The following is a 13691-nucleotide window of genomic DNA, read 5'->3' as shown; positions in this document are numbered from 1 at the left end:
TATTTAAAATCACTCAATTACAAACTATTTGACCCTCATATTTTACACTAATTGTTGAAAACTCGCTCCATTTTTTTTGAGGCAATATCTGCTTATAAAAAATTAATAGTTTTCCTAGTTTAGAATTTATATTTTCAGGTCTTCCAAATTCAATTATATTATCGCCCAAAAGAGGAATCATTTTTATTTCTTTTAGCTTATCAACGTCAATTTGTGAAATTTGTGCTGACCAAAATTCATCCTCATTAATAGTGTTTAATAACTTCAATAAATCCTTATTTTTATCGGATTTTAGGTTTTTTAAATTTTGTAAATAATTACCACTTATTAATAATACCGTTGGCGTGAAATGCTTTGAAAAAGGGAAAATGTTTCCATCTTCATCCAAATATCTATCTGCTACTTGATTATGGTTTAATATTCTGGCAATAGGTTTAAAAGTTTCGATATCGAGAACAAGATGGCTTTGAAGGTCAAAATATGCCTCGCATTTTTTAACTTTTCCGCTCTCTAAAATTCTTTTTTCTACCTTAGACAGTGCGATGTTTTCCATTATTTTTCCTTCAAAAGGGTCATTGCCATATTGCGTAACCCATTTTTCGATATCTTCTTTGGTTACCAAAAACTGCTCAGAGTTGTCTTTAATATTTGTTATGATTCCTTTACACCTTTTGTCGGAATTGTTTTTTGTGGCTGCTAATATTAAAAATACAGCAAAAACAGCTAAAGTGCCACCGATGGCATAGCTAAATACTTTTTTAAATTTTGGAATTTTCATAATTGATCTAAAAAATTATTGGGATTTTCAATCAATTTAAACCTATCTGCATCTTTTGTCTCAAGGTCAGTTTGGCACCATTCTTTCAGCGTTTTACTATCGTTGTTCCAACCTTTTCCGTCAAAAAACTCCAAACCTTTATGGTCTCGGATTTTATAAAGTGCGGCAGGTTTGTAGGCAGTGCCTAGATAAGTGTATTTTTTATTATTGTCTTTGCTCCAGCGGATTACTCGCCACATCATCCATTTGCCAAGTGAATGAGAACGCATATATTCTGTGTCAAAAAAAGCAAACCAATAATGAACATATTCATCAGTAATAGAAGCTAAAACATAACCTAGTGTTTTTTCTGAATTGCTAAACTTGAAAAGATGCGTGCCAGTAGTTTGTTTTAGAATGTAATCCCATCTTTCAAGGCTCATATTGTCCTCTCCGATACGTTCATTTATATAGTTGGCACAAAAAACCTTAAAATCAGGATCGCTTAATTCAAAACTAGATTTTTCTATTAAATCTAATTTGATATTTAGAGATTCTATTTGGCGATTGACTCTTCTGTTTTCTGAAGTATCATCGAAATTTTCGAGATTTACTCTAAGACTTCTTGCTAAATAAAAAAGTTCTTTTTCGATATGTATGTTTCCAGTGTACGGTAGGAAACCTTTTTCATAGAGTTCATTCAATTCTGCTTCAGACTCTTTTTGAGCATAAATTGCATAATTAAATGTATAAGTGCCGTAATCGGCATTATTTTCCGAGAAAAAGATTTTCATTTTTGGGTTATTTTTAGAATTTCTTCTACGATCTCTTTTGCTGCAAAAGGTTTTGCAAATTTCACTATATTTTCTGATAAACTCTTCAGTTTGGCCTCATTTTCCAATAATTCTATTATTGTGTCTATAAGTTTATCAGATATTTCAGCATCTTTTACAAGAAATGCCGCATTTTGAGAAGTCAAACTTAGTGCATTCTGCGTTTGATGGTCTTCTGCTGCAAAAGGATACGGAACCAAAATGGATGCTTTGCCTACTAGTGAAAGTTCAGATACTGAAAGTGCTCCTGCTCGTGAGACAACTAAATCTGCTGCGGCGTAAGCTTGGTCCATTTCATATATAAAATCCGATACGTACACCCTTTTGGTTTGTAAATTGTTTGCAATTTCCTTGGCTTGATCGATAAATGTTTTACCTGTTTGCCATATGATTTGCAAATCGTTGTTAAGTAAGTTTTGAAGACCGTAAGCAATTCCTTTGTTGATACTTAAAGCACCTAAACTTCCACCAACTATCAACAATGTTTTTCTGTCAGTTTCTAAGCCAAAGTGTGCTTTGGCATCTTCTTTTTTAATTGAACTATTTATCAAGTCATTTCTAACAGGATTACCAGTAAAAACTATTTTCTCTTTTGAAAAAAACTTGTCCATATTAGGATAAGCAACACAAACTTTCTCTGCTTTTTTTGAAAGAATTTTGTTTGTTACACCTGCATAAGAATTTTGCTCTTGAATCAAGGTTTTTATTCCTAAAATATTGGCCATTCTGAGTGTTGGACCACTCGCAAAACCACCAACACCAATAGCGATATCGGGTTTGAAAGCCCTAAGAACTTGCATTCCTTTCCATAGGCTTTTTATCAATTTTACAGGAAAACCAACATTGGCTAGCATGTTTGATCGATTGAAACCTGCTACTGGAAGTCCAACTATTTCGTATCCTGCCTTTGGGACTTTTTCCATTTCCATTTTCCCTAAAGCTCCCACAAACAATATTTCCGCATTTGGTCTTTGTGCTTTTATTTCGTTCGCAATGGCTACTGCTGGAAATATATGCCCACCTGTACCACCTCCAGATATAATTATTTTAAGCCCCTTTTTCATATCTTATCTTCGCTTTTAGTAACACTCAATACTATACCCACTGCAACCGAAGTAAATAAAGCCGAGGTTCCACCCATACTAATTAATGGTAAGGTTTGACCAGTAACTGGACCCAAGCCAACATTGATAAACATGTGTGCAAATGCTTGCAAGACAATGCTTAACGTAAGTCCAATACTCAATAAGCCACCAAAAGCTCGTTTGGTATTTTTGATATTCCAGACGCCTCGCTCAAGTAACCAAAGGTATAGCCCCATTACCACTAAGCCCCCCAGAAGTCCCCATTCTTCAATTAGAATAGAATATATAAAATCTGAAAATGCGTCGGGTAGAATATTTTTTTGGCTGCTATTACCAGGCCCAATTCCGAAAAACCCACCACGTGCAATTGCAATAAGTGCATAGTTTTTTTGATCACTTATGCTTCCATGCTCACCTCCTATAAGGAGATCTCCATCCAAGTCTTTGTTTACGAAACTTTCCGTACGGTCTATGACCGTCTGAACTCTACCCAATTCTGTTCCAGTTGCTCGTTTTACAATTAAACCCAGTGAAAGTATGCCAATTAGGCCTATCAATAAAAAAGCCACCATTTTGGTAAGGTATCTTTTAGGAACCCTACCGATCCACATAATAAAAAAACAAGTTATACCTAGAATAACAGAGGTTGAGAAGCTGGAAATAGACAATAGGCCAACTATTATTACTATCCAAATGATCATTACTGTAAGATCTTTCGCCTTGTAATCTATATGCTGTCTTCTAGCAAGCATTGCAGAGAGATTTGTAATTAAAACCAGCCTTACAAAATCTGAGGTTTGAAAGGAAAAACCAAAAATAGAAACCCATCTCCTTGCCCCACCAACACTTATTCCAAACATTAAAGTATAAAGAATTAGAAATGGAGTAACCCAAAGGAATATTTGAGCTAAACCAGCATATTTGGTAATATCAAACTTATGAATGATGAACGTGATAGTTAAGCCTACCAATAAAAAAAAGGTATGTTTTAGAAGATATACTTCGGCGTTACCATCAGTTTTTCTGTATGCTAATGCACTAACGGAACTATAGACTACTACTACACTGACAATAGACAATAGCAGTAAAATCCACCAAATCTGCTTGTCACCTTGCAGATGGTTTTTTAACTTAAAAGAAGTCATTCGGGTAAGATTTTTATATTTTTGCACGTAAGAGAATCGCAAAATTCTCGAAACAAAAATATATTATTAATTCTATAAAAATTAGCAATAATGGTAAAATAAATTCTTTGCTAAACAAAAAAGGGGAAATCTCGCTTGATTTCCCCTTTTTCTATTTTTGTCCTAAAATTATTTTTTTAGAGCATCTCTAATCTCAGTAAGAAGGTCAATTTCAGACGGCCCCGCAGGTGCTGGTGCTTCCACAGGAGCTTTGGTTTTGTTATAAGCTTTTACTATAATAAACAAAACTAATCCAACTGCGACCAAATTAATAATTGCATTTAACCATGAACCATATTTAATAGCATTTTCTGGTGTAACGACCGTTCCGTCTGGTCCAATTACAGCAGGGTCAAGTACAAAGCTTAATTGTGAAAAATCAGCTCCACCAGTAAAGTGTCCAACAAACGGCATTGCGATATCTGTCACAAATCCATTAATAACGCCACCAAGTGCTGCTCCTAAGATAACTGCGACGGCAAGGTCAATAACGTTGCCAGTCATAATGAAATTTTTGAATTCTTTTAACATAGTAAAAAAGGTTTAAGTTTAAAAAAGGGGTTTATTATAATTGTATTCCGAATCCTAAGTTGAGGCCACCATTTGTCTGCCATGTACTTTTATATTTACCACCATCAACCTCAGATTTAGATATTTGATCTCTGTCAAAAATTCCTATTAATCCCATATTAAGATTGATGTATTTATTAAGTTTCGCAGTTAGTATTATGTTTACGTTGTGATCAATAGGTTTAGAAACAGGTGCATAAGCATAAAATGATTGCCATCTACCTTTGATATTAAGGTTTTTTGTAATGTTTCTATCATAAGCTGCTACACCTTGAAAACCCGCTTCGAATAACATTTTCTTGCCTTGCTCTACACCATAGGAGAAGAAAGTGGCATCTCCATCCTTGTTTGTTCCGGCTTTTTTAGTGTTTTCAAAAACTTCGTTGTTCATTACAAATGTTTGACGTAATGTAGCTCCACCAAAAGAAAGCATTAAATGTGGAGTGGCTTTATATTCCAACCCAACTCCTTCTGAAAGAAATGCTGGTGCAAAAAGGCTAGAAATTACTGGTTTTTTAGTATCGGCATAGTCATACCCTTTCAAAAATTGAGAAAGTAAATTTACACCAGCGAACCAATTTAATTTATCGTTAATTTTTCTAGCATATTTAGCATCATAGAATAATCTATCAATGTTTTTTCTGAATTCTTTCTCTGTTACGCCATTTACTTTTGGCATATTATTTAAAAAACCTAGCTGGAGCTGTAAATCACTTGTAAATGCCCCTTTTCCTTTTGTAAATACTGCTTTGTTGCTAAAAACCGTACCAAGACCAATATTGTTTACACCACCACCTTGCCATGATTGACTAAATGCGGATCCGCTAAAATTGGCTCCCAATTGAGTCCCTTTAGTCCACCATCCATATTTTAAAGAATCCTCCATGTTTTTTAGTACAGGTTTCTCAATTTTTTGAGCTTTTACAACTGTAAGGCTTGATAGCAACACAAACATTAAAAGTGTAATTTTTTTCATTTTGCAGAATTTTTGTTTTGTAATATTTTAAATTAAGACAACCTTAATTGAATAAAGTCACTTTTTCGGATTGAAGAACTTTTAGTGGAAATATTGTCTGTCCTCCCTCTGTTTCTAGAACTATACTTGTATTGTCCATTTTTAGAATCTTACCTTTAACACCCAATATCTCTATTACTTGACCCTCAATAAACTTGTTTTTCGAATAAAATGAACTGATAATATTTAGCAAAATGTCTTTAGAAGCAAAACCGTATCCAATAGAAAATGCTAAAACCATTCCTCCAATAATAATATTAAAACTAGACTCTAGTAATGCAGTGTTTATGCCTGCTTGTCCTAAAGCTAAAATTATGGTAATAAATAATAAGAAAAAGAATATTCCCATACCTATTAGTTTTCCAGAAGCTATGTTGAATGATTTGCAAAGAGCTACAACAAAATTTCTAGCCAAATCAGATAGGAATAATCCCAAAAGTGTCATTACACTAGCAACCATTACCTTAGGTATGAAATTTACCAACATTAAAAACATATTGGAAATGGCAGGAACTCCAAGTTTATCAGCAGCAGAAACAGATAAGAACAACATTATGAAAATGTAAACTATCGTAGCAATGATTTTGCTCAATTTAAAATCTAAATTGAATTTTTTTATAGCGTCTATGTCTTTGATTTTATCACCAATTTTGTCAATTCCAACTCTAGAAAGGACATTTTTGATAATTATCGAAGCTGTTTTTGCAACTATCCAACCCACCAATAAAATCACTATAGCACTTATAAAATTTGAAGTAAAAGTACTGAACTGTTCTATAAGTTTTGAAAAAGTATCTATTAGGATATCTTTAATATTGGGTAATTTATTCATTGTCATTTGTTTTTTTTGGTTCGAATTCTTGTAAGTATTTTAAGCCTGCTTTTAGTGGTTCTCCTAGGAACATATTGACGATAACCATTGATTCTCTAATGAGTTCAATCTCAGATACAAGCATATCCTTTAAAGCCTCTGGTGCCTTTAAGTCATCATCAAAGAAATCATCAAATCCATTCATTTTTTCCAAAATAAAATTAACTTTATTATTATTAAACCGACAACAGCGATGTTTTCAAGGTATAACTTTCTAAGTTTATCTTTACTCCTTAGCAATCTCATTTTAACAGCACTTTCAGAAATATTTAATGTATCCGCAATTTCTTTTATGCTAAAATCATCCTGGTATTTCATCAAAAGCAAGGCTTTTTCGTCGCTAGGAATTTTCTCCATGCTCTTTTTAAGTCCCTCGCTATGCATAGATTCTATTTCACTTTCCCCATGATCTTCCTCAAGGTCAAAATTGTCATCTAAACTAACTTCTTGTTGCTTTTTATTGACCCTGATTTGGTCCATGCAGTAGTTGTAGGTTATAGAGTAAAGCCAAGTGGAAAACTTTGCATTTTCTTTAAATGTTCCTATCTTAACTATTAGCTTTAAGAAAATGTCATGCGTAAAATCTTCCGCCTTTTCTTGATTATAGGTGAAGGAGTAACATTTTCTATAAACTTTGTTTGAATAACGCTCATATATCTCTTCAAAGTAGGAATTTCTTTGAGAGTCTACGTACAAGGATACAAGTTCTTCGTCGCTTAAATGTTTAAGTTTAGAGTTTTTCAATTTTGACCAATTATTATTTAAAAAGTAACTTTGGGTTTAAATTTTTTTTTGGTATGCTAACTATTATAAGGTAGTTGATTAACAAAAATAGATTAAAAAATTTGAATCAACTTAAATTTGGAGGATTTTGTTAGTAAATGGGTGGATTGAGGTTGTTTATACCAGCTTTTGAAAAAACTCAAATATTTATTTTTCATTTTGAAAAAAATTTTATTTAAATAATTCTTTAAGAAAACTGGTTATTTTTTAAAAATATAAGTATGCTTGTACTTTATTTTAGATTAATAATAAATTATGACTATAGAAGATTATTTTGGAAAACTAACTACAAGTGTAAAGCCTGAGGTTTTAGAGGGAATAGATACCGTTATAAATTTTGACATGAAAGGTAAAGATGCCCACATTATAGTCAAAGACAATGCAATCACAGTTCATGAAGGTTCAGCTGAAAGTGCAGAGGTAAGTATTACAGCTAAAGAAAGCGATTTGCTTTCAGTTATTAATGGCGACACCAATCCTATGATGGCAATGATGATGGGGAAATTGAAAATTTCAAACCCTGGAGCTATGATGAAGTACGCTAAAATTTTAGGTTTAATGTGAAAAAAAACCCCAATTTATACTCAAATTGGGGTTTTTTTTGCTTTTTATCTTGTAGAATAATTCGGAGCTTCTTTTGTGATCTGAATGTCATGTGGATGTGATTCTTTCATGCCAGATGAAGTTATTTTTACAAATTTAGCTGCTTGTAAAGCTTCTATGTTTGCCGCACCACAATAGCCCATTCCGGCTTTTAGTCCTCCTGTCATTTGGTATATTATTTCTCTTACCAATCCCTTGAACGGTACTCTTCCAACAATGCCTTCAGGTACTAGTTTTTTGACATCGTCTGTAGCGTCTTGGAAATATCTGTCTTTTGATCCATCTTCCATGGCTTCAACCGAGCCCATTCCTCTATAAGATTTGAACTTTCTTCCTTCGAATATTACTATTTCGCCTGGAGCTTCTTCAGTTCCAGCTAATAATGATCCCATCATGATGGTACTCGCCCCACCAGCAATCGCTTTTACTATATCTCCGGAAAATCTGATTCCTCCGTCCGCAATAACTGGAACACCTGTGCCTTCAAGTGCTTTAGCACAGAGATAGACAGCCGATAATTGTGGCATTCCGATACCAGCAATAATACGTGTTGTACAGATACTTCCTGGTCCTACACCTACTTTTATGCCATCAGCACCTGCATCGGCAAGAGCCTTTGCTGCTTCACCTGTTGCTACGTTTCCGCATATTACATCAAGATTAGGGAATTTAGCTTTTAGGTTTCTAAGGGCATCAATAACGCCTTTTGAGTGTCCATGAGCAGTGTCTATACTTACTACGTCTACCCCAGCTTTTACTAAAGCCGCTACTCTGTCTTCAAGGTCCGGAGTTACACCCACTGCTGCACCTGCCAAAAGCCTTCCTCTTTTGTCCTTGGCTGCATGTGGTTTGTTTTTCTTTTTTAAAATATCCTTGTAGGTAATTAGGCCAACTAATTTGTTTTTACTATCAATTATTGGAAGTTTTTCGATTTTTTTATGCATCAGAATACTTTCAGCATCTTCTAGACTTATGCCTTCGTTTGCTGTAACCAATCCATTGATAGTCATGATGTCTCTGATAGGAAGACTCATGTCAGTTTGGAATCTTAGATCTCTATTAGTTACTATACCTTTGAGGGTTTCTGTTTCGTCTATCACTGGTATTCCACCAACTTTAAACTCTCGCATGATTTTTAAGGCATCTCCTACAACAGCATTGATATTAAGCGTTATAGGGTCTGATATCATCCCACTTTCAGATCTTTTTACACGTCTGACTTGGTCCGCTTGTTGCTCTATACTCATGTTTTTGTGGATTATGCCAATTCCACCTTCTTGAGCTATAGCAATGGCCATTTCATGTTCGGTAACGGTATCCATTGCTGCAGATATCAATGGTATGTTAATTTCTATGTTTTTAGTGAGCTTGGTTCTAGTGCTTGTATCTCTTGGAAGTACTTCGGAATACGCAGGAACAAGGAGAACGTCGTCGTAGGTGAGTGCTTCAAAAAGAAGCTTTGATGAGTCTAACATATGGCAAATAAATCAGTTTTATTATTTGCCACGCAAAGCTATGAAAAAAATATTAAATATGCTTATGCGTGTATAAACAAAAGTTTCTTTTTTGTAAAAATCCAATTAAATGATAAGAAAAGTGCTATTTTGATGTGTTTTTTTTGAAAATCAAACTATTTGAAGTCTTTGCGTATTTACTGATTTTTTACTTCAAAAACTGGGTTTTCTTTGATGTTAATTTTCAATAATGTACGACCTGAGCCAATAGCATAGGCAGAATTTTCGTCAATGAAAATAGCTTCATAAAGACTGAAAGGAAGGTTAAGACTTGTGTGGTGTAATATTAAATTTGAATTGTTTTGGTCTAAAATGATATTTCCGTTACACCCAGTGTAGAGCGTATATTTTTCGTTTTTGACTCTGCCCCAAAGCAAACCTGAGCCCTCTATGATTTTTTTGTGGCTAGATGTGTAAATTCTGCCTTTTTTGCCTATCCAGCCGCCGGTTGCTACAAACTGACTTTCAGACTCAAATTGGATTTCATGAAATATACTATTTCCTAGTTTTTGTTTTTTATTCCATTTCTGATTTTCATAAACAAACATATCAGTCTTATTTGGTGAATACATTAAAGCATACACTTTTTGATCATAAGGATTGACTTTAACGCACCAAACCATATTGAACAAGTTGTGATATATTCTCGTCCAAGTTTTACCCATGTCTGATGATACCAAAATAAATCCGTTCGGGACTGTTTTTCCAGAATGTGCAATTTTAGAATTGCCACCACTTAGATAAATGTTTTTTTTATAGTCAACAGTGAGGTTATAAAAGCACGCATTTTCGTATCCTTTAACTTTTACCGTTCTCCATTTCTTGGTTTTAATATCATGGAAATACACTGTGCCTTTATCTCCACTAGCAATTAATGTTTCATCTGAAAGGTTTTCAAGTTTGTAAATATCCAAATTCTCACTAGGATATTCTATATTTTCAATTTTCCCATTTTTGTCAATGCTTTTGAGAATGCCGTATTTGCCACAAATCCAAAATTTGTCTTCAACTTTTGCAATATCATAATAGGAAGAGTCAGAAAATGATGATCCCTGCTGCAAGATATCTACCGAAATGTCTTGTGCTTTTGATTGCGAAACGCCTGTAATAAAGAGTAAAAGTAGTAAAAGTCTATTCAAGTGATATTGGCTTAAAAATTCTATAAATACTCAGGTTCTCATCTAAATGGCAATAATAATAAAAAATGTTTACAATCTAAATGAAAGCTGTTTTTCTATTAACAAATATCTTGCCTTTTATAGAAAATCGAAGGAATCTCCATCAGATAAAAATGGAAATTTTATGCGATAATTGTGTAGGTCTAAATACGAAAGTTGGGCAGAGAAAATTCCATTTTGGTTTTCTGCATCTAATAATTTTTTGCCCGAAAAATCAAAAATCATGGATTGCCCATTATATTCTAAATTATTACCGTCTTTTCCAAGTCGATTTACGCCGATTACATAGCATTGGTTTTCAATTGCTCGTGCTTTTAAAAGTGTTTTCCATGCGTCAATTCTAGCCATTGGCCATGATGCAATATAAATCAAAATGTCATAAAAGGGCTCGGTGTTTCTACTCCAAACAGGAAATCTTAAGTCATAACAAATTAATGGTTTAAATTTCCAATTTCTTATGTTGGTGATTATTTTTTCATTCCCTGAAGAAAAATGACGATGTTCGCTTCCATAAGAAAACAAATGCTTTTTGTTATAGATAGAAATATCACCGTTAGGAGAGGCCCACTGTCCTTGGTTGTATTTCTTGCCTCCAATTTCTATAGCTAAAGAAGCGTATATGTGAGCATTTATGGCTTTAGAAGTGTTTTTTAACCATTGTGAACTTTCTCCATTTAGGCCTTCAGAATAATGCATAGAAAACCCCGAATTGAACATCTCTGGTAGAATTATCAAATCGGGGTTTTCCGTTTTTGTATTTATTGTTTTTTGATAATTTTCAAAATTCGCCTCTGGGTTTTCCCAAATTATATCCGTTTGAATCAGGCTAACTTTGAGGATATCTTCCATGGTTTTTTAAGCAAATTTCATTCGGTAATCAGCATCAACTATGCCTTTTTGTATTTGTCCAAGTTTCTTTTTAAGCATTTGTTTTTTTAATGGTGCTATAAGGTCTGTGAATAAAACTCCTTGTATGTGGTCATATTCGTGCTGAATAATTCTTGCAGCCATTCCTGTATATTCTTCGGTATGCTCTACAAAATCAACATCAACATATTTAATTGTTAAAGTATCAGGTCGCATTACATCTGCTCTGATTCCAGGAATACTCAGACAGCCCTCTTCGAAAGCCCATTTTGGCCCTTTTTCTTCTATAATTTCTGCATTAATAAAAGTCTTTTTGAATCCAATCAGCGTTTCGTCTATTTCGTCTTCGGACTCTGCTCCTTTGTTTATTATTTCGCCATCCACAACAAAAATCCTATATGCAAGACCAACTTGTGGCCCAGCCAAACCTACACCAGAAGCGGCATACATAGTTTCAAACATATCTTCCGATATTTTCTTTACATCTATTTCTCCTGGATTTATGTTTTCGCAAACTTTCCTTAATACAGGGGCACCAAATGCTACTATAGGATAAATCATTTTATTAAATCTAATGTTTTGATATTGAACGTCTTTTATTTTATTTTAATTCCTGCTTTGTTGAAAACAGGTTGGTTTTGGAAATAATCTAAATCCGCTGCAACCATTTCTTTTACCAACGCCGGAAGGTCATATTTTGGTTTCCAACCCAATTTGGTTTGAGATTTTGTAGGATCTCCAATTAAAAGTTCAACTTCAGTTGGTCTATAATAAACAGGATCTACTGCCAAAACTTTTTTGCCAATTGGTAATTGAAACTCTGGGTTAGAACAAGCCAATACAAATGCTTCTTCGTTTTCGTCTGCACCTTTAAATTCTAAACTAATACCAACTTCAGAAAATGCCATTCTTACAAAATCTCTTACTGTAGTTGTAATTCCTGTTGCTATTACATAATCTTCCGCAACATCTTGTTGCAAAATCAACCACATCGCTTCAATATAGTCTTTCGCATGTCCCCAGTCTCTTTTAGCGTCCAGATTTCCCAAGAAAAGGCATTCCTCTTGACCTAAGGCAATTTGAGAAACAGCTCGGGTGATTTTTCTAGTTACAAAAGTTTCGCCTCTTAAAGGTGATTCATGATTGAAAAGAATTCCGTTACAAGCATACATATTGTAAGCTTCTCTATAGTTTACTGTAATCCAATATCCGTAAAGTTTAGCCACCGCATACGGCGATCTTGGATAAAATGGGGTTGTTTCAGATTGCGGAACTTCTTGAACTAAGCCGTAAAGTTCAGAGGTAGAAGCTTGATAGATTCTGCAACTTTCTGTAAGTCCCAAAAGTCTTACTGCCTCAAGAATTCTTAGAGTGCCAATACCGTCGACATTGGCTGTGTATTCTGGTTCATCGAAACTCACTTTTACGTGAGACATTGCACCGAGATTGTATATTTCGTCAGGTTTTACTTCTTGAATTATTCTTATGATATTGGTTGAATCCGAAAGGTCTCCGTAGTGTAATATGAACTTTACGTTTTTTTCGTGAAGATCTTTATAAAGATGATCTATTCTGTCAGTATTGAAAAGCGACGCTCTTCTTTTTATGCCATGTACTTCGTATCCTTTTTCTAATAAAAACTCAGCTAAATATGCCCCGTCTTGCCCTGTTACTCCTGTAATTAGTGCTTTTTTCATTTAATGTTTATTGCCTTTTTTACGTTTATTTTATCTCCAATTATCCTTGCAGTTCCAAATTTAGACTTTAAATTAGCTATATATTTATCTGCTTGATCTACATTTATAAAATCTCCAACTTTGATTTTGTATGTAGGTTGACTGTAAGATTCGTATAGTTCTAATTCTGGAAAATATCTCAAAAGATAGTTTCTTGCACTTTCAAAATCTGATTTATTATTACCTGAAAATACTTGTATCCTGTAGCCTTTGCCATCTGTAACACTCAGATTTTTTTCTTTCATCTGGTCTAAAACAGCATCTACAGCTACATTCTCATTTTTTATTTTCTTTGGATTGCTGTCTTTGGGCTTTTCTTGTTTTTTTGGAACTTCGACAATCTCTTCAGTTGAGTTTTCGGTCTCATATTTTGGTAAAAAAACAGAAAGGTCTTCTGAATATTCTGTTATTTTTTCGTAGCTTTTTTCCCCCTTATTAGGTGTAAGTCTGTTTGTACAGCTCATGAAAGCAGACAAAATGAATAAGTAAAGCAGATTTTTTTTCATAAAAACCGATTTATTTGACGCAAAATTAACAATTTAGTCTTGTATATGAAACGATTGTAGGCAAATAAAAAAGACATTCGGGAGTCCCAAATGCCTTTCCAAGACGAAAATACTTTAACCTATGATAAATCACCTTAGTATTAAGGGTGATGTTTTAATTCTTCCTTTGCTGCAAATATATAGAAAAAT

16 protein-coding genes are annotated in these 13691 nt (G+C 33.9%); 1 reads left to right on the top strand and 15 read right to left on the bottom strand.

The features are described 5' to 3' along the window. Window positions 1–13 precede the first annotated feature (13 nt). The 9 genes from EGI22_RS14755 to EGI22_RS14715 all read right to left on the bottom strand — a co-directional run bounded on the left by EGI22_RS14755 (window position 14) and on the right by EGI22_RS14715 (window position 7059). Window positions 14–778: a cell division protein FtsQ/DivIB gene (locus EGI22_RS14755; protein ID WP_255069233.1), complete on the bottom strand. Its 765-nt coding sequence runs from the start codon at window positions 776–778 to the stop codon at window positions 14–16. Then, on the bottom strand, window positions 775–1551 hold the full coding sequence (locus tag EGI22_RS14750; RefSeq protein WP_255069232.1) for a GNAT family N-acetyltransferase: 777 nt from the start codon (window positions 1549–1551) through the stop codon (window positions 775–777). The genes EGI22_RS14755 and EGI22_RS14750 overlap by 4 nt, the downstream gene beginning before the upstream one ends. Next, the gene (gene murG / locus EGI22_RS14745) at window positions 1548–2654 is read right to left on the bottom strand and encodes an undecaprenyldiphospho-muramoylpentapeptide beta-N-acetylglucosaminyltransferase (protein WP_255069231.1); all 1107 of its coding nucleotides are present in this window, start codon (window positions 2652–2654) and stop codon (window positions 1548–1550) included. The genes EGI22_RS14750 and murG overlap by 4 nt, the downstream gene beginning before the upstream one ends. Then, window positions 2651–3820, bottom strand: coding sequence for an FtsW/RodA/SpoVE family cell cycle protein (locus EGI22_RS14740; RefSeq protein WP_255069230.1), 1170 nt, complete (start codon window positions 3818–3820; stop codon window positions 2651–2653). The genes murG and EGI22_RS14740 overlap by 4 nt, the downstream gene beginning before the upstream one ends. A gap of 168 nt (window positions 3821–3988) precedes the next feature. After that, on the bottom strand, window positions 3989–4390 hold the full coding sequence (gene mscL / locus EGI22_RS14735; RefSeq protein WP_255069229.1) for a large conductance mechanosensitive channel protein MscL: 402 nt from the start codon (window positions 4388–4390) through the stop codon (window positions 3989–3991). A 34-nt stretch (window positions 4391–4424) separates the two neighbouring features. Next, window positions 4425–5405, bottom strand: coding sequence for a DUF3078 domain-containing protein (locus tag EGI22_RS14730; RefSeq protein ID WP_255069228.1), 981 nt, complete (start codon window positions 5403–5405; stop codon window positions 4425–4427). A gap of 43 nt (window positions 5406–5448) precedes the next feature. After that, window positions 5449–6276, bottom strand: a complete 828-nt coding sequence (locus EGI22_RS14725) for a hypothetical protein (RefSeq protein ID WP_255069227.1) — start codon at window positions 6274–6276, stop codon at window positions 5449–5451. Next, window positions 6269–6460, bottom strand: coding sequence for a hypothetical protein (locus EGI22_RS14720; protein ID WP_255069226.1), 192 nt, complete (start codon window positions 6458–6460; stop codon window positions 6269–6271). Before EGI22_RS14720 ends, EGI22_RS14725 begins: the two co-directional genes overlap by 8 nt. Beyond that, window positions 6457–7059, bottom strand: a complete 603-nt coding sequence (locus EGI22_RS14715) for an RNA polymerase sigma factor (protein ID WP_255069225.1) — start codon at window positions 7057–7059, stop codon at window positions 6457–6459. Before EGI22_RS14715 ends, EGI22_RS14720 begins: the two co-directional genes overlap by 4 nt. Before the next feature lie 294 nt (window positions 7060–7353). On the opposite strand from EGI22_RS14715, the gene EGI22_RS14710 reads away from it, so the two are divergent. Then, window positions 7354–7662 carry an SCP2 sterol-binding domain-containing protein gene (locus EGI22_RS14710; protein ID WP_255069224.1) on the top strand — a complete coding sequence of 103 codons (309 nt, stop codon included), beginning with the start codon at window positions 7354–7356 and terminating at the stop codon, window positions 7660–7662. Between the two features lie 44 nt (window positions 7663–7706). Here EGI22_RS14710 and guaB read toward each other — a convergent pair whose 3' ends face one another. The 6 genes from guaB to EGI22_RS14680 all read right to left on the bottom strand — a co-directional run bounded on the left by guaB (window position 7707) and on the right by EGI22_RS14680 (window position 13502). Continuing rightward, a complete protein-coding gene (gene guaB / locus EGI22_RS14705) occupies window positions 7707–9176 on the bottom strand; it encodes an IMP dehydrogenase (protein ID WP_255069223.1) in 1470 nt (489 codons plus the stop codon). Between the two features lie 176 nt (window positions 9177–9352). Continuing rightward, window positions 9353–10354, bottom strand: coding sequence for a hypothetical protein (locus EGI22_RS14700; protein WP_255069222.1), 1002 nt, complete (start codon window positions 10352–10354; stop codon window positions 9353–9355). 117 nt (window positions 10355–10471) lie between these two features. Next, entirely contained in the window at window positions 10472–11242 is a 771-nt protein-coding gene (locus EGI22_RS14695; RefSeq protein WP_255069221.1) for a nitrilase-related carbon-nitrogen hydrolase, read from the bottom strand. Between the two features lie 6 nt (window positions 11243–11248). Further along, window positions 11249–11821 carry a peptide deformylase gene (gene def, locus EGI22_RS14690; protein ID WP_255069220.1) on the bottom strand — a complete coding sequence of 191 codons (573 nt, stop codon included), beginning with the start codon at window positions 11819–11821 and terminating at the stop codon, window positions 11249–11251. 35 nt (window positions 11822–11856) lie between these two features. Continuing rightward, window positions 11857–12957 carry a GDP-mannose 4,6-dehydratase gene (gene gmd / locus EGI22_RS14685; RefSeq protein ID WP_255069219.1) on the bottom strand — a complete coding sequence of 367 codons (1101 nt, stop codon included), beginning with the start codon at window positions 12955–12957 and terminating at the stop codon, window positions 11857–11859. Beyond that, on the bottom strand, window positions 12954–13502 hold the full coding sequence (locus EGI22_RS14680) for an SPOR domain-containing protein (protein WP_255069218.1): 549 nt from the start codon (window positions 13500–13502) through the stop codon (window positions 12954–12956). Before EGI22_RS14680 ends, gmd begins: the two co-directional genes overlap by 4 nt. Between the last annotated feature and the right edge of the window lie 189 nt (window positions 13503–13691).

Origin of the sequence: Lacihabitans sp. LS3-19 (assembly GCF_024343575.1) — a bacterium.
In the GTDB taxonomy this organism is placed as follows: domain Bacteria; phylum Bacteroidota; class Bacteroidia; order Cytophagales; family Spirosomataceae; genus Leadbetterella.
The sequence above is the reverse complement of the archived record's forward strand: the minus strand, read 5'-3'. Positions and strand labels throughout refer to the sequence as shown.